Source organism: Pseudoalteromonas sp. P1-7a (genome assembly GCF_001401855.1).
Classification (GTDB): domain Bacteria; phylum Pseudomonadota; class Gammaproteobacteria; order Enterobacterales; family Alteromonadaceae; genus Pseudoalteromonas.
In genome coordinates this window covers 1-22598 of the sequence record NZ_LKDU01000011.1, presented here as the reverse complement: position 1 = coordinate 22598, position 22598 = coordinate 1, and the positions used below count along the sequence as shown (strand labels likewise).

General features: G+C 41.4%; 23 protein-coding genes. 10 read left to right on the top strand and 13 right to left on the bottom strand.

Features of this window, described 5'->3' with window-relative positions:
- Window positions 1-65: 65 nt before the first annotated feature.
- Complete coding sequence (gene rsmD / locus AN389_RS08990; RefSeq protein WP_055014730.1) at window positions 66-671, bottom strand: 16S rRNA (guanine(966)-N(2))-methyltransferase RsmD; 606 nt, start codon at window positions 669-671, stop codon at window positions 66-68.
- A 207-nt stretch (window positions 672-878) separates the two neighbouring features.
- On the opposite strand from rsmD, the gene ftsY reads away from it, so the two are divergent.
- The 4 genes from ftsY to rpoH all read left to right on the top strand — a co-directional run bounded on the left by ftsY (window position 879) and on the right by rpoH (window position 5627).
- Window positions 879-2768 carry a signal recognition particle-docking protein FtsY gene (gene ftsY / locus AN389_RS08985; protein WP_082430552.1) on the top strand — a complete coding sequence of 630 codons (1890 nt, stop codon included), beginning with the start codon at window positions 879-881 and terminating at the stop codon, window positions 2766-2768.
- A gap of 75 nt (window positions 2769-2843) precedes the next feature.
- Window positions 2844-3521, top strand: coding sequence for a cell division ATP-binding protein FtsE (gene ftsE, locus AN389_RS08980; RefSeq protein WP_055014731.1), 678 nt, complete (start codon window positions 2844-2846; stop codon window positions 3519-3521).
- Complete coding sequence (gene ftsX / locus AN389_RS08975) at window positions 3518-4504, top strand: permease-like cell division protein FtsX (protein ID WP_055014732.1); 987 nt, start codon at window positions 3518-3520, stop codon at window positions 4502-4504. The genes ftsE and ftsX overlap by 4 nt, the downstream gene beginning before the upstream one ends.
- A gap of 259 nt (window positions 4505-4763) precedes the next feature.
- Window positions 4764-5627, top strand: coding sequence for an RNA polymerase sigma factor RpoH (rpoH, locus tag AN389_RS08970; RefSeq protein WP_055014733.1), 864 nt, complete (start codon window positions 4764-4766; stop codon window positions 5625-5627).
- Between the two features lie 139 nt (window positions 5628-5766).
- On the opposite strand, the gene AN389_RS08965 is transcribed toward rpoH, so the two are convergent.
- From AN389_RS08965 to gpmM, 4 genes are read right to left on the bottom strand one after another with little or no spacing between them, the layout of a single operon-like run.
- Complete coding sequence (locus AN389_RS08965; RefSeq protein ID WP_055017928.1) at window positions 5767-6522, bottom strand: divergent polysaccharide deacetylase family protein; 756 nt, start codon at window positions 6520-6522, stop codon at window positions 5767-5769.
- Window positions 6523-6562: 40 nt separating this feature from the next.
- Window positions 6563-7828: a S41 family peptidase gene (locus AN389_RS08960; protein ID WP_055014735.1), complete on the bottom strand. Its 1266-nt coding sequence runs from the start codon at window positions 7826-7828 to the stop codon at window positions 6563-6565.
- 36 nt (window positions 7829-7864) lie between these two features.
- Window positions 7865-9004: a murein hydrolase activator EnvC gene (locus AN389_RS08955; protein ID WP_055019662.1), complete on the bottom strand. Its 1140-nt coding sequence runs from the start codon at window positions 9002-9004 to the stop codon at window positions 7865-7867.
- Window positions 9005-9007: 3 nt separating this feature from the next.
- A complete protein-coding gene (gene gpmM, locus AN389_RS08950; RefSeq protein WP_055019661.1) occupies window positions 9008-10552 on the bottom strand; it encodes a 2,3-bisphosphoglycerate-independent phosphoglycerate mutase in 1545 nt (514 codons plus the stop codon).
- Window positions 10553-11129: 577 nt separating this feature from the next.
- Between gpmM and AN389_RS08945 the strand changes: the two genes are divergently transcribed.
- Genes AN389_RS08945 through gpsA form a run of 4 tightly spaced genes read left to right on the top strand, consistent with a single transcriptional unit; the run spans window position 11130 to window position 13381 of the window.
- On the top strand, window positions 11130-11561 hold the full coding sequence (locus AN389_RS08945) for a rhodanese-like domain-containing protein (RefSeq protein ID WP_055014738.1): 432 nt from the start codon (window positions 11130-11132) through the stop codon (window positions 11559-11561).
- A gap of 31 nt (window positions 11562-11592) precedes the next feature.
- Complete coding sequence (grxC, locus tag AN389_RS08940) at window positions 11593-11850, top strand: glutaredoxin 3 (RefSeq protein WP_055014739.1); 258 nt, start codon at window positions 11593-11595, stop codon at window positions 11848-11850.
- Between the two features lie 34 nt (window positions 11851-11884).
- Window positions 11885-12370, top strand: coding sequence for a protein-export chaperone SecB (secB, locus tag AN389_RS08935; protein WP_055014740.1), 486 nt, complete (start codon window positions 11885-11887; stop codon window positions 12368-12370).
- Between the two features lie 3 nt (window positions 12371-12373).
- On the top strand, window positions 12374-13381 hold the full coding sequence (gene gpsA, locus AN389_RS08930) for an NAD(P)H-dependent glycerol-3-phosphate dehydrogenase (protein ID WP_055014741.1): 1008 nt from the start codon (window positions 12374-12376) through the stop codon (window positions 13379-13381).
- Between the two features lie 201 nt (window positions 13382-13582).
- On the opposite strand, the gene trmL is transcribed toward gpsA, so the two are convergent.
- Window positions 13583-14047, bottom strand: coding sequence for a tRNA (uridine(34)/cytosine(34)/5-carboxymethylaminomethyluridine(34)-2'-O)-methyltransferase TrmL (gene trmL / locus AN389_RS08925; RefSeq protein ID WP_055014742.1), 465 nt, complete (start codon window positions 14045-14047; stop codon window positions 13583-13585).
- 159 nt (window positions 14048-14206) lie between these two features.
- On the opposite strand from trmL, the gene AN389_RS08920 reads away from it, so the two are divergent.
- Complete coding sequence (locus AN389_RS08920) at window positions 14207-15043, top strand: cation diffusion facilitator family transporter (RefSeq protein WP_082422798.1); 837 nt, start codon at window positions 14207-14209, stop codon at window positions 15041-15043.
- Here AN389_RS08920 and AN389_RS08915 read toward each other — a convergent pair.
- Genes AN389_RS08915 through AN389_RS08905 form a run of 3 tightly spaced genes read right to left on the bottom strand, consistent with a single transcriptional unit; the run spans window position 15033 to window position 18066 of the window.
- Complete coding sequence (locus AN389_RS08915) at window positions 15033-15980, bottom strand: alpha/beta fold hydrolase (protein ID WP_055019660.1); 948 nt, start codon at window positions 15978-15980, stop codon at window positions 15033-15035. The two genes, AN389_RS08920 and AN389_RS08915, sit on opposite strands and share 11 nt — an antisense overlap.
- A 3-nt stretch (window positions 15981-15983) precedes the next feature.
- Window positions 15984-17399: an ATP-binding protein gene (locus tag AN389_RS08910; protein WP_055014744.1), complete on the bottom strand. Its 1416-nt coding sequence runs from the start codon at window positions 17397-17399 to the stop codon at window positions 15984-15986.
- Window positions 17377-18066 carry a response regulator transcription factor gene (locus tag AN389_RS08905; RefSeq protein ID WP_055014745.1) on the bottom strand — a complete coding sequence of 230 codons (690 nt, stop codon included), beginning with the start codon at window positions 18064-18066 and terminating at the stop codon, window positions 17377-17379. Before AN389_RS08905 ends, AN389_RS08910 begins: the two co-directional genes overlap by 23 nt.
- 175 nt (window positions 18067-18241) lie before the next feature.
- Between AN389_RS08905 and AN389_RS08900 the strand changes: the two genes are divergently transcribed.
- On the top strand, window positions 18242-18733 hold the full coding sequence (locus AN389_RS08900) for a Spy/CpxP family protein refolding chaperone (RefSeq protein WP_055019659.1): 492 nt from the start codon (window positions 18242-18244) through the stop codon (window positions 18731-18733).
- A 73-nt stretch (window positions 18734-18806) separates the two neighbouring features.
- Here the strand turns inward: AN389_RS08900 and yacG are convergent, their stop codons facing one another.
- From yacG to AN389_RS08880, 4 genes are all read right to left on the bottom strand, one after another.
- Window positions 18807-19037 (bottom strand): DNA gyrase inhibitor YacG, encoded by a 231-nt coding sequence (gene yacG, locus AN389_RS08895; RefSeq protein ID WP_055014747.1) that lies wholly within the window; start codon window positions 19035-19037, stop codon window positions 18807-18809.
- A 52-nt stretch (window positions 19038-19089) separates the two neighbouring features.
- A complete protein-coding gene (pilB, locus tag AN389_RS08890; protein WP_055019658.1) occupies window positions 19090-20766 on the bottom strand; it encodes a type IV-A pilus assembly ATPase PilB in 1677 nt (558 codons plus the stop codon).
- A gap of 146 nt (window positions 20767-20912) precedes the next feature.
- Window positions 20913-21533 carry a dephospho-CoA kinase gene (gene coaE, locus AN389_RS08885; protein WP_055019657.1) on the bottom strand — a complete coding sequence of 207 codons (621 nt, stop codon included), beginning with the start codon at window positions 21531-21533 and terminating at the stop codon, window positions 20913-20915.
- 1 nt (window position 21534) lies between these two features.
- A complete protein-coding gene (locus AN389_RS08880) occupies window positions 21535-22437 on the bottom strand; it encodes an A24 family peptidase (protein WP_055018833.1) in 903 nt (300 codons plus the stop codon).
- Window positions 22438-22598 lie beyond the last annotated feature (161 nt).

The window sequence follows — 22598 nt, the reverse complement described above, 5'->3', positions numbered from 1 at the left end:
TGTAATCCGAAGCAGCACCATATGTAAAGGATAATATTAACAGAAATGCAGCGGCTTAAATACTGTTAATTTGACTGGCGTTGGTATAACCGGCAGAACACTTGCCCAGATTTTTTTTCTTTGATTAACAACCAGTTATTTGGGGGTGAAAAGTTGCTTAGCTCTATTTCTACCTCAACATAAATAAGTGCATCTTGACTAAGCCATTGGTTATTTTCTAATAAATCACAGCTACTTTGCGCTAAATTTTTACGAAATGGTGGGTCAACAAAAACTAAATCGAATGGTTGATTTATGTTCTTTTGCGCTAAATATGAGAGCGAGTTGGTTTGTACTACCTGAGCGTTGTTAAGGTCTAATGTGCAAATGTTTTGTTCAAGTTGCTTCGCAGCTAATGCGTCTAATTCGATAAAAGTCGTGTTTTTAGCAAATCGAGACAATGCTTCAAAGCCTAATCCGCCTGAGCCTGCAAAGCAGTCTAACACAGTTGCATCGCGTGTATCTTGCATTAACCAATTAAACACGGTTTCTTTAATACGGTCTGTTGTTGGGCGAAGCCCTTCTACATTTTTTACCGGTAGTTTACGGCCACGAAACTGCCCGCTAATTACTCTAATAAAGCCGTCAGTAGATTTGCTAATTGCTTTATTTTTCGCTGCTTTTTTTCTCATTTAGGTCACTAAAAAATGGTATATGGGATCTAGCTCAGATAATATTGTACGTAGTTTACGTTTAGCTTCATTTTTCAACCGCATTAAAAGTGTTACTATTTAGCACTTACGTTTTGAACGGTTGATTGGCCGGCACGTGTTGCTGAGCCACACCAAGCTATTTCAAATTTTAGTTTATCAGATTTTTATAAGTGGTTATTAGCAAGTATGGCAAAAAAAAGTAAATTCATGTCTTGGCTCGGTTTTGGTAAGTCAGATAAAAAACAAGCAGAAGCTGATAAACAACAGGCATTAGCTCAGCAACAAGAAGCTGAGCGCTTAGCGGCAGAAAAGGCCGAGGCAGAGCGTGAAGAACAAGCGCGTATCGCTGCTGAAAAAGCCCAAGAAGAGCGTTTGGCTATTGAAAAAGCGAACGCTGAGTTGCTTGCAAAAGAGCAAGCTGAGGCACAGGCGCAACAACAAGCACACGCTGCACGTTTAGCAGAGCAAGAAGCGCAAATGCGCTTAGAGCAAGAGCGTGTAGCTGCTCAGCGCGCAGAGCAGCAACGTCTAAACCAAGAGCGCGAGCAAGCTGAGCAAGATGAAAAATTAGCAATTGAAAAAGCCAACGCTGAGTTACTTGCCAAAGAGCAAGCTGAAGCACAGGCGCAACAACAAGCCCAAGAAGCTCGTTTAGCAGAGCAAGAAGCGCAAATGCGTTTAGAGCAAGAACGTATAGCTGCAGAGCAGGTAGAAGCTGAACGCCTAGAACAACAGCGTATTGCACAAGAACAGGCAGAAGCTGAACGTGCAGAGCAAGAACGTATTGCAGCAGAACAAGCAGAAGCTGAGCGCTTAGAGCAAGAACGTATTGCTGCAGAACAAGCAAAGGCTGAGCGCTTAGAGCAAGCGCGTATAGCTGCAGAGGCCGAAGTTGAGCGTTTAGAGCAAGAACGTATTGCAGCAGAACAAGCAGAAGCTGAGCGTTTAGAGCAAGAACGTATTGCAGCAGAGCAAGCAGAGGCGGAGTGCTTAGAGCAAGCGCGTATTGCTGCAGAGGCCGAAGCTGAACGTTTGGAGCATGAACGTATTGCAGCAGAGCAAGCAGAGGCTGAGCGTATAGAGCAAGAACGTATTACGGCAGAGCTTGCAAAAGAAGAGGCTAAACTTGCTGAAAAGCCTAAAAAAGAGGGATTTTTTTCACGTCTTAAAAAAGGGCTATTAAAAACCCGTGTAAATATAGGCTCTGGCTTTGCCTCTATTTTTAGTGGTAAAAAAATAGATGACGATCTATTTGAAGATCTAGAAACACAGCTTCTTACCGCCGACTTAGGTGTTGATACCACCATGAAGCTGATTGATAGCCTAACTGATGCCGCCGATCGCAAACAGCTTAAAGATGGCGATGCGCTTTATGAGCTTATGAAGCAAGAAATGGCCACCATGCTTAAAACTGCAGAGCAACCGCTTGTTGTAAACACAGATAAAAAACCATTTGTTATATTAATGGTAGGTGTAAACGGCGTAGGTAAAACAACTACTATTGGTAAGTTGGCTAAGCAGTTTCAAAATGAAGGTAAGTCAGTTATGTTGGCCGCAGGTGATACGTTCCGTGCAGCAGCAGTAGAGCAGCTGCAAGTGTGGGGAGAGCGTAACAGCATTCCTGTGATTGCCCAGCATACTGGCGCAGATAGTGCTTCAGTAGTGTTTGACGCATTTCAAGCCGCTAAAGCACGCAATGTTGATGTGTTAATCGCTGATACAGCAGGGCGGTTGCAAAATAAAGATAACCTTATGCAAGAGCTTGAAAAAATAGCCCGCGTAATGAAGAAAATTGACCCTGATGCACCGCATGAAGTTATGCTAACTATTGATGCTGGTACAGGTCAAAATGCAATCAGCCAAGTCAACCTATTTAATCAGTGTGTTGGTTTAACCGGTATTACCCTTTCAAAACTTGATGGTACGGCTAAAGGTGGGGTTATATTTGCTGTTGCAGACAAGTTTAATATTCCTATTCGTTACATTGGTGTGGGTGAAGGTATTGATGATTTGCGCGCATTTAAAAGCGATGACTTTATTGATGCTTTATTTAGCCAAGATGAGGACGACGTTTAATAAATAAAAGGGAGCTTACTCCCTTTTTAATTGCAAGGAATTCCATTTTACAAATTTGGGACTGGCATAATAAAAATGATAAATTTTCAGCAAGTAAGTAAAACCTATCCGGGGGGACATCGTGCTCTCGAAAAAGTTACATTTCATATTAAGCCTGGCGAACTGGCCTTTTTAACAGGTCACAGTGGTGCGGGTAAAAGCACCTTATTAAAGCTCATTAGCTTGATGGAACGCCCTTCTGCTGGAAGCGTTTCAATTAACGGTGTTGATTTAAATAAAGTAAATTCTCGGCAAATTCCTTATGCGCGCCGCGATATTGGAATTATTTTTCAAAATCATCGTTTGTTAGAACGCTACACCGTTTTTGATAACGTTGCATTGCCGTTGATCATTGAAGGTACACACCATAAGTATATTGCTAAGCGGGTACATGGGGCGTTAGATAAAGTCGGGCTATTAGATAAAGTGAAATGCCATCCTTCTACGCTCTCAGGTGGTGAGCAGCAGCGGGTAGGTATTGCCAGGGCGATTGTAAATTCTCCGCCTATTTTATTAGCTGACGAACCAACGGGTAACCTTGACCCAGAATTATCTATGGAAATATTAAGGCTGTTTGAAGATTTTAATAAACACGGTACCACCGTACTTATAGCAACGCACGATCTTGGTCTTGTTTCTCGTTTGAAATACCGTAGCCTGACTTTAAAAGATGGCCGTATGCTTGAAGACCCACTTGCGGAGGTAGCACTGTGAGCTTGTTATTTAAAGGGCGACAAAACTCCAACGATAAACAAAAAAAATCAGCGATTGCAGGCGGTTATTTTTTTATTATTAATATTTTTCGCCAAGGCGTACACAGTTTAGGTGAAATGTGGCGTACACCACTTGCATCATTAATGACAATTGCTGTACTTGGCCTAAGTTTAACATTACCTGCAACCCTGTATTTAGTTGTAAAAAATGTACAGCAAGTCAGTAGCGGGTTTGAAGAAGCTAGCGAAATATCACTTTTTGTAAAAGAAAGCATGAGTGAGCAAGAAACACAAACCTTAGTAAAGCGTTTAGCACTTTACGCCGAGGTGGACAGTGTTGAATTTATTTCTAAGCAACAAGCGCTAACTGAATTTAAAGACGTGTCGGGGTTTGGGCAAGCTTTAGAATACCTAGATAGCAATCCACTTCCCGATGTTGTATTGGTTACACCTACTAAACGACATCGCCAGCCCAATGCAGCTAAAGCACTGCTTACAAAACTTGAAAACGAGCGAGAGGTAGATTTTGGTAAGCTTGATATTGCATGGCTTGAGCGCCTGAATGCTTTGTTAGACTTATTGAAAGAAAGTGTTATAACAATTGCGCTGTTACTTCTTACCTCTGTCACCCTTATAATTGGTAACACGATTCGTTTATCTATTATGGATAAAAAAGAAGAAATACAGGTAATGAAGTTGGTAGGGGCTACCAATACGTTTATACATGCCCCATTTTTATGGACGGGTATTTGGTATGGTGTAATAGGTGGTTTATTTGCCTTTATTTGTATTGCCCTAATGATGTGGTGGTTAACAAGTGCAGTAAGTAGTGTTGCTGGCGTGTATCAAACAAGTTTTTCGTTAATTGGGTTAACACTTAATGAGTTTGGAGCATTGGTATTATTAGCAACCAGCTTAGGCTTTGTCGGTTCTTATTTATCAGTTAACCGGTATATTAAAGAGATTGAGCCAGACAAAGTATAACAACGCCTGCTAATGGCTGACTCAAAATTGTCATTTTTGTATATTATTATCCTTAAAAGAGATTAGTTGTAAATGTGCTGTTATGTTTACGCTAATCTCTGCAATCCCTTAGTTCATCACTTATTCAGTCGCATGTAGTAGACTTAACATACACTAAAAAACCGCTTGATTTACGCTTAAAAAAAGTTTTAAATTGGGGTTAGCACTCTTAGAGAAAGAGTGCTAAGATGGTTTCAAATGTTTATCACCGAGGTGAAAAATGAGTAAAGATTTATACGCAATGGCACTTACAGTTGGGCAACAAAGCGCAAGTATGGACGGCTACCTTCAAGCGGTTAGTACTATTCCTATGCTTAAAGCTGAGCAAGAGAAAGAGCTAGCAACACGACTTCAAGAAGAAGGCGATCTTAGTGCTGCAAAGCAACTCATTATGTCGCATTTACGCTTTGTAGCACATATTGCTAAAAGCTACTCGGGTTATGGTTTACCACAAGCAGACTTAATCCAAGAGGGCAACATAGGCCTGATGAAAGCGGTTAAGCGTTTCAACCCTAGTGTGGGCGTACGTTTAGTGTCGTTTGCTGTTCATTGGATTAAAGCAGAGATTCATGAGTTTGTGCTTAAAAATTGGCGCATCGTAAAAGTAGCGACCACTAAAGCGCAACGTAAATTGTTTTTCAATCTTCGTAAAAACAAAAAACGTTTAGGTTGGTTTAACCAAGCTGAAGTAAGCACTGTAGCCAATGAGCTAGGTGTGAGTGAAAAAGAAGTTCGTGAAATGGAATCGCGCATGAGCGGCCAAGACATGGGCTTTGACTTAACGGGCGACGACAACGATGACGCGCCTACAAGCACGTATTCACCAGTGCAATACTTAACAGATGGTTCAACTGATTTAGCTGACGATATTGAGCAGCAACAATGGCAAGAGCAATCTCATACACGCTTGTTCAGCGCGCTTAAAACGCTAGATGAACGCTCGCAAGACATTGTTAGTGCACGCTGGTTGTCTGATGACAAGGCAACACTACAAGAACTTGCTGAAAAATACAGTGTGTCAGCTGAACGTGTTCGCCAGCTTGAAAAAACAGCAATGAAAAAGCTGCAAAGTGCTATGAGCTAATAGCGCAAAAATAGTAAATTTTAAAAAGCCCTGCATTATCTGCGGGGCTTTTGCTTTGTGGCTGTAAGTATTTCAATCAATTTTATTGTTTTATCAGCTTGGTTGTATGGCTTAAATATATTTAAAATACCACCCACAGCTACCTGGCGTTAATCCCTTTACCTTGGGCTAATTGAATATACTTTTTGTGTACTAACTGCGATACCGGCACTAACTCAAAACCCTGCTGAGTGAGCTTAGGCAGGGCTTGACGTAAAAAGTCGATGGTTTCAGGGTACGGATGAGCAATGGCAATAGCAAAGTGGTGCTTTGTTGCTTTGTGTTTTAGTTCATCTAATCTCAGCTGTAGCTGGTCATGCGTTGTTATATTGTCTAAAAACACATGGCGGCCAATATTTTCAACCCCGATAAAATTTGCTGCATTTTGTGCCTGACTTAGGTCGGTAGTGCGGCTATCTAAAAAGAATAAATTACGTTTTTTTAGTACTTCCATAGTCCACTTCATGGCTTGGCTGTGCTGAGTTAGCGCCGAACCCATATGATTATTGACCCCTTTTACTTGGGGTAGGCTGGCTAGTGCCGTGCCTAAGGTTTTTTGTAGCTGTTCTTTATCCATATTAACTGTGAGCCCGCCAGGGCCGAGTGCTTTACCGTTTAAGGCTTGCATGGGTACATGTAATAACAGCTCTTTATTTGCTTGGCTAGCAAGGCTTGCAAAAATTTGAGAGTAGGGGGTGTGGGGCAAAATTGAATATGACAATTGCCCAGGTAAGGTAAGAAATTCTAAATCTCGCTGATGATAGCCAATATCATCAATTACGATGGCTATTTGCTTTGCCCAAGCAGTGCTAGATATAAAGCAGGTAGCCAACAGCAGCCATTTTATTATTTTCACGTTTATAGTTTTTATTATCTTTTTAGTTTATTGAGATTTACTATTGCATACTAAGTAATTGTTTAGCTTTTACTAACTGCAAGTCGCCCAGTATTTCATGTTCAAACTGTGGTGCATTTTTGTTCTGTTTATTTTTTATTATAACGGCTTTATTTGATTGTGGAAGGGTTGCTTGCGCAATTGCTACATCTGGCGTGACTCCCACGCCTTCAATTGATATGCCCGCAGGTGTAAAGTATTTGGCGGTTGTTAATTTTAGTGCCGTGTTGCCATCACCAAGTGGTATTAAGGATTGCACTGAGCCTTTGCCATAAGACTGATTACCAACCACTTTAGCGCGCTTGTTGTCTTTTAAAGCTGCAGCAAGTATCTCAGCAGCAGACGCTGAGTTTTCATTAATAAGTACCACAATAGGTATACCTTTGAGTATGTCGCCCCGTTTAGCGTAGTAAGCTTGGTTAGCATCATAATAACGCCCTTTAGTGGTGACTATAGTGCCGCTTTGTAAAAATAAATCCGCTACTGCCACTGCGCTTTGTAAAGTACCACCGGGGTTGTCGCGTAGATCAATCACTAACCCTTTAAGTGGTGTGCGATAATCATTTTTAAGTGCAGCTACCTGTAGCGCCACTTCGTGTAAGGTGTGATTAGAAAAGTTATTAATAGCTAAATAACCAGTGCCCGAATCGAGTAATTGGCTAGAGGCGCTTTCTAAATTTATTTCTCTGCGGTCGACTGTAAAGCTTAGCGTTTTTTTGTACTGCGCACGCTTTATAGTTAGTTTAACAGTACTGAAACTATCATCTTTTATGAGCGAAGCCACTTGCTCTAAACTGCGTGTTAGTGTGCTTGTACCATTTACATTAACTATAATATCACCTGCTAAAATACCCGCTTTTTTGGCTGGGGAGTTTTTAACCACCCCCACAACAGTAATGTTATCATCAACCTCTTTTACTTCTATGCCCACGCCGGTGTATTGACCATTTGTATTGTTAAATAAGGCGTCTAAGTCATTTTCATTAAGGTATTTGGAGTAAGGGTCCAGCTGGTTTAATAACATCTCTACCTGTTGATTATTGAAGGCATCCTCCGCACTTTTTGTAAGCGATAGGTCATCAACATAATAGGCTTTAATATTAAAGAGTATTTCAGAAATTTGCTGGCTTTTGAGGTCTTTAACTGAGCCAGCAAGTAACGGATTGCTAAAGCAAAAAAAAGCAATAAAGGCAAGTGAACACAGTAAAAACGAATAGCGCGTACAAGAAGCGGGAAATAATCGGATTTGTAGTATTTTATGAGTCATCAGCTGCTCCTAATGCGGTGCAGCTGCTTTATTCACTTAAATACGTCTGCACCATTTAACAGGATTTACTGCGCGTCCTTTGTGGCGTATTTCAAAGTATAGACCAGAACTCGACTGCCCGCCGCTTTGACCCACTAAAGCGAGTGTTTCGCCTTCGCGGACCATATCGCCTACATCCTTTAGTAAAGTTTGTGCATGGCCATACAGGCTCATAAAGCCTTCGCCGTGATCAACCACAATTACCCAGCCAAAACCTTTTAGCCAATCAGCAAATACAACTTGGCCATTGTTAATACTGTTGACATTGGTGCCTTCTTTGGCGCCGATTAATACGCCTTTCCAATCTATACCGCCATGTTTACGTTGGCCAAAGGTGTGCTTTAGCTTTCCTTTGCTGGGCCAATTAAGCTTGCCCTTACTTTTATTAAGGCCAAGTAATTCAATTTTTTGGCTTTTTTCTTGCTCAAGCTCTTTGATAGTAGAGATTAAAGTTTGTTCGTTATCTTTTAAGTAATTAATCGAGCTTTTGGTGTTGTTGAGCTGTGCTTGTAGGTTTTTAAGATTAGTTTGGCGCTCGCTTTGGGCGTTTACTAGCGCATTTTGGCGCCTTTTTTGTTCTTCAAATAAAGCGGCTAACTTTTGTTTGGTTTTTTCAAGCGCAGCTTGGTTATCTGCAATGTGTTGTTGCAGTACTTTAAGCTCTTCAATTTGCTCTATACGTGCTTTATTTAAATAGTTGTAATAGCTTAAGGTACGCTCAAATTTAGCTGTGTCTTGCTGGTTTAACAGCATTTTGGGATAGTCGTCGCCCCCAGCCATGTAAGCACTTTTTAGTTGGGCAGCTAAAACGGCTTGAAATTTTGCCTGCTGGGATTTTAATTGCTGTGCTTTTTGTTGCTGTATTTGTTGTTTTAGCTCTGTCTCTTTTACCGATTGCTCAGCCATATTGAGGGCTTTGGCATTTTTAGCTATTTCTAGCTCGTGTTTTTTTAAGTTTTTTTGCAGTGCAGCAATTTTCTTTTGTTGTGCTTTAAATTCTGCTTGGCTTTGTTCTAAGGCAGATTGCACTTCGGATAGGTCTTTTTTAGTGCGGTTTTCGTTAGCGGATGCAGGTGCAACCACTAACGAAACGAATACCAAGGTATAAACACTAAACCAATTGACTGGCTTGTTCATGTGTTATTTCAACGTCATGATTGGTGTGCCAGTCATTTCGCTTGGTTGCTCCATACCCATAAGATGTAGCATGGTAGGGGCAACATCACTTAATGCTTTACCTTCACTTGGTGTTGCATCGCGTCCTACATAAATAAACGGCACAGGCTCGCTGGTGTGTGCTGTATGTGCTTGCCCAGTTGTAGGGCTGGCCATTTGCTCAGCATTACCGTGATCGGCCGTTATTAGCGCTTCACCGCCAAACTCATCTAGCGTCTCTACTACTCGACCTATACAAGCATCCACGGCTTCACAGGCTTTAACGGCTGCTTCGAATACGCCAGAGTGGCCAACCATATCGCCATTCGGGTAATTACAAATAATGGCATCAAACTTACCGCTTTTAATGGCTTCAATAAGTTTATCGGTTAACATTTCTGAGTTCATTTCTGGCTGTAGGTCGTAAGTTGCAACCTGTGGAGAAGGAATTAATTCACGCGATTCGCCTTCAAATTCATCTTCGCGTCCGCCACTAAAGAAAAAAGTAACGTGAGCGTATTTTTCTGTTTCCGATATACGCAGCTGCGTTTTACCATTCTTTTCAAGCCACTCGCCTAATACGTTTACAAGTGGTGTAGGACCAAATGCGACAGGGGCATTAATATCGGCTGCATATTCTGTCATCATTACAAAAGCGCTAAGCTGGGGTGATTTTTTCTTTTCAAACCCGTCAAAGTCAGGCTCTACGAAAGCGCGGGTAATTTCACGGGCTCGGTCGGCTCTAAAGTTAGCAAAAATAACGGTGTCACCGTCATTAATTTGTGCAGCTTCAGTACCTTGTGGTGTGATTGTGGTTGGTGCTACAAACTCATCATTTTCGTCGCGCTCATAAGCGGCTTCTAATGCCGATACGCCATCAGCATAGTTAAACTCGCCTTCACCTAGTGTCATTACATTATAGGCTTTTTCTACGCGGTCCCAACGGTTGTCTCTGTCCATTGCGTAATAGCGACCCACTAACGATGCTAAGCGCCCACAATTTAGATCGGCGAATAGGGCTTCTATACGTTCTATTGAGGCTTTAGCGCTGCGCGGTGGTGTATCACGGCCATCTAAAAAACCATGGAAGTACACTTCTTTTGCACCACGCTTAGCTGCTAATTCAATACTGGCGACAATATGATCTTCATGGCTGTGCACACCTCCTGGGCTTAATAAACCCATAATATGTACTGCTTTACCTGCATTTATTGCTTTGTCGATGTTTTCAACAAGTGCAGGTGTTGAGTCAAACTCGCCATCGTTAATCGCTTTGGTAATACGGGTAAAGTCTTGATAAACAATGCGGCCAGCACCTAGGTTTACATGGCCTACTTCTGAGTTACCCATTTGCCCTTCAGGTAAGCCTACATCTAATCCTGAGCCTGAAATTAATGTATGTGGGCGGGTTGCCCATAGGTTGTCTAAAACGGGGGTATTTGCTGCAAGAATTGCATTACTTTGCTCTTCTTCGCGGTAACCCCAACCGTCTAAAATCATTAATACCAGTGGTTTTTTATGCTCTGTCATAATCGCTCCTGAAAATTAGCACCTGTTGATGGGTACTGTGCGCCGAAAGGTTATCTGGTTAGTTTTAGCATACCGTGTTTTAGCGATAGGATCAGCACTGAAAACAAGATATTAAATTTTTACATACTATTTTATATGGGGCGCTTTATGTGTTTTTAAACCGCAGCAAACTCGCATTTTAACTTGGTTTGGGTATACTTGCGTGGCTAAAGTACAAAATACCTAGAATATTAGGGCGTGTTGCGCTTTGGTGGCTGAATTTGCAGCAGTATGTTTGGTTTTTAGGTAAGGCAGAGCCTATGAAGTGTGGTTATTTCCCATAAATAGGCGATAACGTAGCATAAATACCAAACATGCGCTGCCTGTTGGGTTCTTTCTAGGGACTATTAGCTCTTTGTTGCCTACATGGATGTAGGTAAGGGCGTGAGCAGGACGCGGAAGCTTTGCTCGGTTTTTACTTAGCCCACTAGGTTACAAACCTCGCGCCGCGATTTAATCGCCCCTAGATCGAACAAATTTTAATCCGCAAAGGCCAACACGCCCTAGGTTTAGAACATAATTTCATAGTGGAAGTAGAATGGATCAATATATTGAATTTATTACAAATCATCCTATTTTAAGCCTAGCTTGGGTTGGTATTGTATTTCTTATTGTAAGCGGTTGGATTAAAAGTAAACTTTCAGCGGTGAAAGAAATAAATCCACAGCAATTAACACTTCTTATTAACCGTGAAGATGGCAAAGTAGTCGATATTCGCGCTCAAAAAGAGTTTAACGCTGGTCGTATAGCGGGCGCTGAACACTTAAGCCCTGAAAAAGCAAAACAATCTGACTTTTCTAGCCTTGAAAAGCACAAGAGTAAACCCATTATACTAGTATGTGCCACGGGCATGACTGCACAAGGCGTTGCTAATGCAATGCATAAAGCAGGCTTTGAATCGGTTTATGTATTATCAGGTGGTATGGGGTCGTGGCAATCAGCCAGCCTTCCAACTACAACAGGTCGCTAATCAGTTTAGTAGTACCGATAGAGGATTTATTATGAGTAATGTTGTTTTATACACCAAAGCGTATTGTCCATTTTGCCAACGTGCTCTTGCACTTTTAAACAGTAAAGGCGTTGAGTACACAAATATCGATATTGGTGTTCAACCAGAGCTTCGCGACGAAATGATTACCAAAGCAGGTGGCGCAAGCACAGTACCGCAAATTTTTATTAATGATGAACATATCGGTGGCTGCGACGACATGATGGCTATTGAAGCGCAAGGTAAACTTGACGCTAAGCTAAATGCTTAATTTTAATTATAAAAACTAACACGTAGGAAGCACAATGAACGAAGAAAATCAAAACGCAGCAGCACAAGAGGGTGGCGCACAATTTGCGATTCAACGTATTTACACTAAAGATGTATCGTTTGAAACGCCTAACTCGCCTGCGATTTTTCAAAAAGAATGGACGCCAGAAGTTAAATTAGACTTAGACACACGCTCTAATAAATTAGACGAAGGTGTGTTCGAAGTTGTTTTAGCATTAACTGTTACTGCCTCTATTGGCGAAGAAACTGCGTTTTTATGTGAAATTCAGCAAGCTGGTATTTTTACTGTTGGTGAGCTTGAAGAAGTACAACTAGCACATATGCTAGGTGCATACTGCCCTAACGTGTTATTCCCATACGCGCGTGAAGCCGTATCTAATCTTGTTAACCGTGGTACTTTCCCACAGCTTAACCTTGCGCCAGTGAACTTTGATGCGTTATTTGCACAATATATGCAACAACGTACTGCGCAAGCTGAGCAGGTTTCAGCAGACGCATAATCTATGAGTACAGCAACTTCAGCTGTTACTGTATTGGGAGCGGGGTCTTACGGCACCGCTCTTGCTATTTGCTTAGCCCGAAATGGTCACCGAGTGACACTTTGGGGTCGCAATAGCGACGACGTTGCCACGCTTGCAGCTGAGCGGAAAAATCAACGTTACCTTCCTGATGTACCATTCCCTGACACTCTTGTATTACAAGCCAATTTACAACAAGCCGTAGCGAGCAGTGCTATTGTACTTGTGGTTGTGCCAAGCCATGCCTTTGCCGATACCTTGCAGCAAATAAAACCAGCACTGGTTGAAGGTGCGCAAGTGGCGTGGGCAACTAAAGGGCTTGAGCCAAACACTGGGCGTTTGTTACAAGAGGTTGCCCTGCAAGAACTGGGTGATGCAATACCGCTTGCGGTTTTATCAGGTCCCACTTTTGCTAAAGAAATGGCGATGGGGTTACCTACCGCAATATCGGTCTCGTCTACTTCAACGGAGTTTGCGCAACAACTTGCAGGTTTACTCCATTGTGGGCGCTCGTTCCGTGTGTATAACAACGATGACTTTATTGGCATTCAGTTAGGTGGAGCGGTTAAAAATGTAATCGCTATCGGCGCGGGTATGTCGGATGGGGTTGGCTTTGGTGCTAATGCGCGTACCGCGCTGATCACCCGTGGCTTGGCTGAATTAACACGCTTAGGGTGCGCCTTAGGCGCAAAGCAAGAAACCTTTATGGGGATGGCAGGGCTTGGTGATTTAATCTTAACCTGTACTGATAATCAATCACGTAACCGACGCTTTGGCCTAGCATTAGGCAAAGGTGAAGGAGTAGACGCTGCTATTGAGTCTATCGGGCAAGTTGTAGAAGGCTTTAGAAATACAAAAGAAGTGTATTTATTAGCTCAGCGCGCCGGTGTAGAAATGCCAATTACAGAGCAAATCTATAAAGTACTTTACGAAAGTAAAGATATGAAAGAAGCTGCTATGGCCCTATTAGGCCGAGAACAAAAGGCCGAATAACCTCGGCCTTTTTGTTAGGTTTTAAATTTGATGAGCCTAGCATGATACCAATGTGCAATAATACTTATGCCATTTTACGGAGCTAAACGTGTTGCTACCTTTGTTAAAAAATTTTCTTTTAAATTAAATAGAAAATTTTTGCCTAGCCATCCACACGTTTTTCTAACCTCAAAACAGATCAATTAATTAAGCAAATTGGTATTACTTGCCTCCAACAAACCCCAGTTGTCGCCAAGATTCGTAAATAAATACAGCAACCGAATTTGATAGATTCATACTGCGGCTATTCGGCTGCATAGGAATACGTACACGTTGATTGTTAGGTAATGCTTGAATCATTTCATCGGGTAGTCCACGAGTTTCTGGGCCAAATACTAGGCAGTCACCGGCTTCGTAGCTTGCTTCGTGATGAAGCTGGCTGCCTTTAGTGGTACATGCATAGACTTTTTTAGGTTGGCATTTTTCAAGGTATGCCTCAAACGATGCATGTCGCTGAACATTGCTAAACTCGTGGTAATCAAGGCCCGCACGTTTTACTCGTTTATCGTCCCATTCAAAACCTAATGGCTCAATTAAATGTAGGGAGTAACCTGTGTTTGCACACAAGCGTATAATATTGCCTGTATTTGGCGGAATTTCAGGTTGATATAACACGATATCCAGCATAATGCGCCTTTCTATTAATCTATAATTTGACGTTTGGCAGTATACACGAAACCGTTAAAAAAAATGATATACTCGCGCCATTGAATACCGTAAATAGTGAATATTGACGTGCATCACCGCAGTTACGAATTTTGGGTTAAAACATCAAGTATAGTGACCATGGTTATGGTGAGCTTAATGATAGCGGCCAAAGCTTGGGCTTGGTTGGCATCGGGTTCGGCCTCTATGCTTGGCTCGTTGACCGACTCTTTAATGGATATTACAGCCACTGCTATGAGCTTTTTAGTACTTGGCTACGCACTACGTCCAGCCGATGACGATCACCGTTTTGGCCATGGTAAAGCAGAAGCGCTTGCAGGGCTTGGTCAAGCTGCATTTATAGCTGGCTCTGGGTGCTTATTAGCATTTCATGGCATTGAGCGTTTATTCAACCCCATCGTATTAAGTCATTCACTGCTTGGCGTGTGGGTAAGTGTATTTGCTATTGCGTGTACGTTAGTGATTGTGTTTTTTCAAACTAAAGTGGTTAAACATACCGAGTCTATCGCTATAAAAGCAGACTCGGTGCATTATAAAGGCGATTTAATTTTAAATGCTGCGGTATTACTGGCTATTTTGCTCTCATACTATGGGGTGTTATATGCTGATCCACTATTTGCTATTGGTGTAGCCGGTTATTTACTTTACAACAGCTGGGATATAGCACGTGATAGCGCTGATCATTTAATGGATAAAGAGCTGCCAGACGAAGAAAAGCAAAGCATTTACGATATAGCGAATAAGCATCAAGATGTTTATGGCGTACACGACATCCGCACTCGCCAAGGTGGAAAGATCAAGTTTATACAAATGCACTTAGAGTTAGATGACGATTTAACGTTAATTCGAGCTCATAATGTGGCTGACGAAGTCGAAAAAATGATTGCCGATTGCTTTGAGTCTGAGGTTGATATACTTATCCACCTCGACCCACTATCTGTTGTTATTAAAGATTAATCGTCTCGCAAAATGTGTATAAACTTTTGAGTGCTGGTTTACGAATTTCGTCTCGTTCAAAAAAAAGTTCGTGCTTTGCATCTTTGAAGCTTTCAATTGATGCATTTTCATGACTGTTTGCCAGCTTATCAAGAGCCGTATTATTAACTACTTCATCTTTTTCGGCTTTAGCAATATACATTGGAATAGTAATATTTAGCTTATCTACTGATGGCAAAAACTTAATAACAGCATGCAACCACCCATAGGTTACCCCGCCGAGCTGCAACGAAGGTGTAGCATGATAGGTTTGCCTAAATTGTTTATAACGTATTTCACTACTTGTTAGCACGTTTAGGTCAAAATTTAAGGGAATATAGTTTTTTTGCCCAAAGGCATAGCTGTATTGAAAGCCTAAAATTTTAGCTATGTTGACGGCCAAAGTAGTCGAAAAACGAGGCACCTTTTTGGTAAAAATATTTAACATGGGAGCTGACAAAAATACCCCTTTGTAATCATGCGTATAGGTTGCTAAATAATGCAGCGCAATAGCACCTCCCATCGAATGCGCTATTAACGCTTTATTGCCTTGCCAGTGAGCATTAACTACCTGTTCAGTAAATTGGTTTAGATCTGCACTGTAATCTTGAAAGTCTTTAACATAACCTTTGTGCTTGTTTTTTAAATGCCGATAAGAGCGACCTTGTCCTTGATGGTCGATTATAAAAATAGCGTAATCATTGTTATAAAACTCCCACAAAAGCTCTTTGTATTTATCAGTACCCTCTACTCTGCCAGAACTAATAACTAACGCCATTTTTGCATTAGCGGGTTTTGCATAGGCGTAAAATAATGTGCCATGCAAGGTTTTTAAGTTAGATTTAATGAGTGTGTTTTCAAAAAATTCTTCAATTGCAGATTGGTTATTTTCAAGCTCACTTTCACTGCTATAAAACATGGGTTACTCTTTAGTTATTGGTAAGGTTATGTTGGCACATAAACCACCATTTTCTTTATTTGATAACGCTAAACTACCACCATGCGCAATAATAGCATTTTTAGCGATGGCTAAGCCAAGCCCCGTGCCACCACTTACTCGGTCGCGAGCGTCAGATTGCCTAAAAAAGGGCTCACAAAGCTTGCTTAATTGATCATTTGGCACGCCTGGTCCGTCGTCGCAAATTTCAATATAAATTTTGCTGTTATAGTGTACGTTAAAGCTAATATTGCTGTGTGCGTATTTTATTGCATTGCGTAATAAGTTTTCGAGTGCACTGGCTATTAACGACTCATCGCAACTGAGCATAACATCGGCACTGCCGCTAAATGTGAGTGTTTTAGTATTTTGCTTAGCTTCAAACTGCGCATCGTTTAATACGTGCTCTACTATATCTTTTAACGACTGCTTTTGAAGAGACAGTGCTTGGCTTTGTGCTTCTAAACGTGAGACTTGCAGTACATCAGCAATCATTTTATCAAGTTGATTCGCTTCTTTTTCTATCCGTAATAAATACGATTGGCTTGCCTCGTTGGCTTGCATTTGAGCAAGCCCTGTGGCCATTTTTAAACGCGTAAGTGGGGAGCGCAATTCGTGAGATATATCAGCAAGCAAACGCTTTTGGGCACTAATAAGTTGCTCAAGCTGATTGGCCATACTGTTAAAGTCGCGGCCAAGCACCCCTAATTCGTCTTTTCTGTTAGCAGGTATGGCAACACGCGCTGATAAGTCGCCTGATGACAGTTTTATGGCTGCTTTTTTAAGGCTGTTAATTGGGGCAATTAAGTTACGGCTAAATATAAAGCTCAGTACTAAAGAGGCAAAAATAGCCACCAAGACTTTCATCCAATTTGGCATTAACTTAAAGCGCATGAGCAAAGGCGGTTGATGGTTAATATCGATTTCGTAAAGGTAAAATTGCCCCTCGGGCACAGTGATTAGTACTGGGCCAAAAGCTTGGTACTTTTCGGTAAAAATAATCTGTGGTGCTAAGTTTTGGCTAAAGCTAAGTAAATTTAAGTCTATTTCGGCGGGTATCTCTTTATTACTTAATGCGTCTTCGGGTTGCGCTGTAGCTAAATATAAAATTTTGCGTTTTGAAAGCCTAGGGTGCGTTAAAACATCGGCAAGCGTTCGTTTGTGCTTAGTTACACTTCGCTCAATACTTTTGGCTGTGTAAATTAGGTTTTTTTTCATTGGTCCACGCAGAGACTCAGTGCTTACAGCATTGATTGCAGTAATGTTACTTAAAAATATAAGCGCTGCTACAGTCCCCGTTATCGTCAGCCAAAACCAAGCAAATATTTTAAAAAATAAATAATGCCTAGGATGCTTTAGCCAGGCAAAGTAATGCTTATTACTCCCCTTGGATGAAAACATAGCCTGTACCTCGCATTGTTTTTATTCGTTCGCCTGGGATGTGCTCGGCTATTTTTTTGCGAATATTGCTAACGTGCATATCAATTGAGCGATCAAACGAGGCTAAGCGCCTGCCCAGTACTTCCTCGCTTATTTGCTCTTTACTGACAACTTCGCCGGCATTTTTAATTAATAGCACGAGTACCTCGTACTCTGTGCCAGTAAGTGTAAGGGGGTGGTCGCTAATGATTGCCTCACGCGCTGCCAAATTAACCGTAATGCCGTTTATAGTTATTTTACTGGGTGTTGCAACATTTAAGCTATTTATGTGCTCTATGCGACGAGTAATCGCTTTTACGCGAGCAAGCAACTCACGGTGGTTAAAGGGTTTGGGGATATAATCGTCAGCGCCCAGCTCTAAGCCAAAAATACGATCAAAGTCTTCGCCTTTTGCAGTGAGCATGATGACCGGCGTTAACTTGGTTTGCCTAAGTTGTTTAAGTACCTCAAAACCATCAAGGGTGGGGAGCATGACATCTAGTAATATCAGCGCGTAGTCGTTTGCTTGGGCAAGTTTTAAGCCTTGCTCGCCATCGTGAACGCTTTGTACCTCAAAACCTTGCGCGGCTAAATACTCAGTAAGTAGTTCACACAAACCTGTGTCGTCATCAATCATTAATAGCTTCATTTCAAACCCTTAGGCAGTTTCTATATGGTTATTTTACTTCGTAAATTGTGCAAAAGTGAATCTTTACACAACCTTTACACTGCTTTGCGTTACTTTGCGTTGCAAGGGGTATAGTTAACTCACTGGCTTAGCAGTCACAACCAAATTCAAACCATCCAATATTAAGGTGATGATTATGACTAAAGTAAATGCACTTTCAAAATTAGTACTTATTTGTGGTCTAGCAACAGCTACACTTGGTGCCGGTAGCGTATTAGCAAAAGGCGGCATGCACGATAAGCAAGGCCATTCTCAAGCGCGTTTTTTATTATCTGAGCGCGTTGCCGACAAGCTTGATTTAACTGACGAGCAACAAACTAAGCTTGAAGCTATTTTTGAAGCGCAAAAAACGCAAATGAAAGCACTACGCGGCGATGATAAAGAAGCCCGTAAAGCACAGCGCGAAGCGCATAAAGCTAAAATGGATGCACTACTTAGCGCTCCAACATTTGACGAAAACGCGGCTAAAGAGCTATTAAATGCACGCCACGAAAAAGGCACTGAAATTGGTTTAATTAAACTAAAAACACAGCACCAAGTAATGCAGGTGCTTAACGCTGAGCAGCAAGAAAAGTTTGCTAAAATGCAAAAGCGCATGGGTAAAAAACACCGTAAGCAAAGAGACTAATTATATTTTTTACTCAACACATCAAAAAGCCAGCTTAATGCTGGCTTTTGTTGTTTAAGAAGATGAAAAAGATTTATTTAAAAAAGTCATCATCGTTTTTAGCCATCATTTCTTCAATATCTTCAATCATATCTTGGCTAATTTGGCTCGCCGAGGTTATAGGCGTTGAGATTTTATTGTTCTCAAACGACCACTCACCCAAGTCTATAAGCTGACAGCGCTTAGAACAAAAAGGACGATGGGGGCTTTGCTGTGACCACTCAACTTTATTTTTACAGGTTGGGCAGTTAACAATTGTTGGCATACTTTACTCTCTACAATTACGCGTTAAGCACATGTACTTAACACTACTAACTCTACATATTTGTAACGCGGTTTATTTCAGCCAAAGACGTTAAACCATCTGCGGCTTTGCGTAAACCCGATAATCGCAAGTTATTAAACCCAGCTTGCAGAGAAACCTCTGCTATTTCGAGTGAATTACCGCCGCGCATAATAATTTGTGCAATTTCAGGGGTAATCTGCATTACTTCGTAAATACCTACACGGCCTTTGTAACCATCGGTGCAATTTTCGCAGCCTTTGGGTGCGTATAGTGTCATGTCTTCAATTTGTGCTGTGCTAAAACCTTGGCGAGCTAATTCTTCTGCTGGCAGTGTTTCAGGGGTTTTACATTTAGGGCATAAACGCCGAGCTAAGCGCTGGGCAATAATCAAACTTATCGAGCTTGCCACGTTATACGCAGGCACGCCCATATTTAATAAACGTGTTATGGTTTCGGGGGCTGAGTTGGTATGCAGTGTTGATAACACTAAGTGACCTGTTTGCGCCGCTTTAATTGAAATTTCTGCGGTTTCTAGGTCACGTATTTCACCAACCATTACCACATCTGGATCTTGACGTAAAAAGGCACGCAGGGCGTTGGCAAAGGTCATCTCGGCCTTGGGGTTTATTTGTACTTGGTTAACCCCTTCAAGGTTTATCTCAACCGGATCCTCGGCGGTGCTAATGTTTCGCTCTGGTTGGTTAAGTATATTTAAACCAGTATAAAGCGATACTGTTTTACCTGAGCCGGTAGGGCCGGTTACAAGTATCATACCTTGTGGTTGCCCAAGCGCATCCATGTAGAGCTTTTTTTGATCCTCTTCGTAACCTAATACGTCAATACCTAGCATAGCGCTTGATGAATCAAGGATACGCATTACTATTTTTTCGCCCCATAACGTAGGCATAGTACTTACACGAAAATCGATGCTTTTTCGCTCGGTAATCTTTAATTTAATACGGCCATCTTGTGGTTTACGTTTTTCTGCAATATCAAGGCGCGACATGACTTTGATACGCGCCGATAGCTTACTCGCTAAAGTATTAGGGGGGTTGGCAACTTCATGCAAAATCCCATCAATACGAAAGCGAATACGGTATTTATGCTCGTAAGGTTCAAAGTGTAAATCAGAAGCGCCTTTTTTAATGGCATCCATTAAAATTTTATTGATATAAACAATGATTGGCGCATCGTCTTTATCATCATCTTTAGGTGTGGTTTCTTTAGGGCCTTCACTATCTAAGTCGGCAAACTCTTTAAATTCATCGGCGCTTAAATCTAAGCTGCCTGCAGCATCAAGAAGTTGCTCAATTTTATTATCCAGCTGAATGTAGTCAACTACAACTATTTCACACGATAAGCCGGTGCTAAATTCAAAGTTTTCAAAGGCGCCGTAGTCAGTCGGATCGGAGGCGGCAATGTATACTTTTCTGCCTTTTTGAACCAGCGGTAAAATGTGGTGTTTACGTATTAGCTTTTCTTTAACTAAGTCTTCGGGGATTTGTGCAGGGTCGAAGTCTTTTAAATCAAAATACGGTACGCGGAATAAGTCTATACATTGTTCAGCTAAGTCGTTGCTGTCAATTTTTCCACATTTAGATATAAGCTCAGCGGTTGAGGCAAACTCTTGCTGTTTTGCTTTTACGGTATCGGCATCAATGCGGCCAAGCGTTATAAATTTTCTCAATAACGGTGAGTTAATATTCATTGCGCACCTATTTTAGTCCTTCAATAGTTAACAATTTATCAGAAAAAAGCAGGTGATTAAATTCGTCAAGTTTATCAACACCTTTTTTGCTAACCAAATTACGAGTTTATGTTGTTATGACCGCATTAAGGGGCATTAGTTGTATTTTATACCGCATAGTGTAGGTAATTTTTATGAAGAACAACAAGTTCTGCATGAACAAGCGATAAATCGCGGTCATTATTAAGGATATCATCGGCTTTTTGTTGTTTTTCTTCACGTGACATTTGCGACGCTATAATGCTATTTACTTGCTCAAGGCTAATATTGTCGCGTTTTATCGTACGTTCAATCTGTACAGGCAGTGGTACATCAATTAATAGAGTACGGTTGCAGTATGCGTTAAGTTTATTTTCAAACAATAATGGTGCAACTAATACAACATAAGCACTGGTTGCATTGTTTAAATCGGTGAGTATTCTCTCTCGAATAAGTGGGTGCAATAGAGCATTAAGCCACTCTTTATCATCATTGTTGGTAAATATTTTAGTGCGCAGCACTGCTCTGTTTAATGTGCCATCGGGTAGTAAAATACCCTCACCAAAGTGTTCAGCAATAGCATTTAGCCCTATGCTATTAGGCGCTACCACTTGGCGGGCAATAATATCGGCATCAACAACGCAAATACCGAGTTCTTCAAACATATTACTAACAGCTGTTTTACCGCAGCCAATGCCGCCTGTTAAACCCAATACCCAATTGTTTGTTTTAGTTGCTGGCTTATTCATACTAATAACCAATTAAATTAAAATAGGCCGCTTGAATTTGAGCGCCCCATAAAAGTGTTATCCAACCTGCTATGGCTAAGTAGGGGCCAAATGGGATAGGGGTTGCTTTGTCTTTACCTTGTATACTTAAAAGGGCAATACCAATAATGGCGCCCACCACGCTTGAAAGCAAAATAATGGTTAATAGCGACTGCCACCCTAGTAGTGCGCCAAACACGGCCAGTAACTTAAAATCACCATAGCCCATCCCTTCCTTGCCCGTTAATAGCTTAAATAGCCAAAACACACTCCACAGGCTTAAATAGCCGCAGGCTGCGCCTACTATTGCATCACACGGGCTTATTGTTATACCCATTACAGCGGCAATAAGCGCAAGCCATACTAAGGGCAAAGTGAGCTGGTCAGGTAGTAACATGTGGTCAATATCAATAAAGGTGAGCGCGACTAAAATCCAAGTAACAAAAATATATAAAAGAGCCTGCTCTGTAGCCCCAAAACTATAGGCAATAACTAAACTTAATAGCGCGGTAATGGCTTCAACTATTGGGTAACGCGCTGATATTGGGTTACTGCAATTAGCGCATTTACCTTTAAGCACAATCCAACTAATAATTGGAATATTTTGCCAAGGCTTAATCGCCGTTTTGCATTTAGGGCAGGTAGAGTTAGGCTTTACTAAATTAAATGGCTCGTTGGGTTTAGCCTTTGAAGGCTTAGTTGTGAGTTCATCTTCTAATAATAATCGGCATTCACTTCGCCATTCACGCTGCATCATCAGTGGCAGCCGGTAAATAACTACATTTAAAAAACTACCAATACACAGGCTTACTAAGCCCACAGTTAAAAAATAAAACCACAGCTGGCTTTGCATCGCGGTGGTTACATCAAGAAAAAGATTTTCCATTAAAATACCTAACTTCAGGCCATTTATAAGCCAACTTTATTTCGCAAGCTATTAATTAGCGTTTACAATTTTGCTTACAGCTTACAGCTTACAGCTTACAGCTTACAGCTTACAGCTTACAGCTTACAGCTTACAGCTTACAGCTTACAGCTTACAGCTTA

Coding starts and splice junctions, on each gene's coding strand:
- rsmD (WP_055014730.1), bottom strand. CDS start 671: ATGAGAAAAAAAGCAGCGAAAAATAAAGCAATTAGCAAATCTACTGAC.
- ftsY (WP_082430552.1), top strand. CDS start 879: ATGGCAAAAAAAAGTAAATTCATGTCTTGGCTCGGTTTTGGTAAGTCA.
- ftsE (WP_055014731.1), top strand. CDS start 2,844: ATGATAAATTTTCAGCAAGTAAGTAAAACCTATCCGGGGGGACATCGT.
- rpoH (WP_055014733.1), top strand. CDS start 4,764: ATGAGTAAAGATTTATACGCAATGGCACTTACAGTTGGGCAACAAAGC.
- AN389_RS08960 (WP_055014735.1), bottom strand. CDS start 7,828: ATGACTCATAAAATACTACAAATCCGATTATTTCCCGCTTCTTGTACG.
- AN389_RS08955 (WP_055019662.1), bottom strand. CDS start 9,004: ATGAACAAGCCAGTCAATTGGTTTAGTGTTTATACCTTGGTATTCGTT.
- gpmM (WP_055019661.1), bottom strand. CDS start 10,552: ATGACAGAGCATAAAAAACCACTGGTATTAATGATTTTAGACGGTTGG.
- AN389_RS08945 (WP_055014738.1), top strand. CDS start 11,130: ATGGATCAATATATTGAATTTATTACAAATCATCCTATTTTAAGCCTA.
- grxC (WP_055014739.1), top strand. CDS start 11,593: ATGAGTAATGTTGTTTTATACACCAAAGCGTATTGTCCATTTTGCCAA.
- secB (WP_055014740.1), top strand. CDS start 11,885: ATGAACGAAGAAAATCAAAACGCAGCAGCACAAGAGGGTGGCGCACAA.
- gpsA (WP_055014741.1), top strand. CDS start 12,374: ATGAGTACAGCAACTTCAGCTGTTACTGTATTGGGAGCGGGGTCTTAC.
- trmL (WP_055014742.1), bottom strand. CDS start 14,047: ATGCTGGATATCGTGTTATATCAACCTGAAATTCCGCCAAATACAGGC.
- AN389_RS08920 (WP_082422798.1), top strand. CDS start 14,207: ATGGTTATGGTGAGCTTAATGATAGCGGCCAAAGCTTGGGCTTGGTTG.
- AN389_RS08915 (WP_055019660.1), bottom strand. CDS start 15,980: ATGTTTTATAGCAGTGAAAGTGAGCTTGAAAATAACCAATCTGCAATT.
- AN389_RS08910 (WP_055014744.1), bottom strand. CDS start 17,399: ATGTTTTCATCCAAGGGGAGTAATAAGCATTACTTTGCCTGGCTAAAG.
- AN389_RS08905 (WP_055014745.1), bottom strand. CDS start 18,066: ATGAAGCTATTAATGATTGATGACGACACAGGTTTGTGTGAACTACTT.
- AN389_RS08900 (WP_055019659.1), top strand. CDS start 18,242: ATGACTAAAGTAAATGCACTTTCAAAATTAGTACTTATTTGTGGTCTA.
- yacG (WP_055014747.1), bottom strand. CDS start 19,037: ATGCCAACAATTGTTAACTGCCCAACCTGTAAAAATAAAGTTGAGTGG.
- pilB (WP_055019658.1), bottom strand. CDS start 20,766: ATGAATATTAACTCACCGTTATTGAGAAAATTTATAACGCTTGGCCGC.
- coaE (WP_055019657.1), bottom strand. CDS start 21,533: ATGAATAAGCCAGCAACTAAAACAAACAATTGGGTATTGGGTTTAACA.
- AN389_RS08880 (WP_055018833.1), bottom strand. CDS start 22,437: ATGGAAAATCTTTTTCTTGATGTAACCACCGCGATGCAAAGCCAGCTG.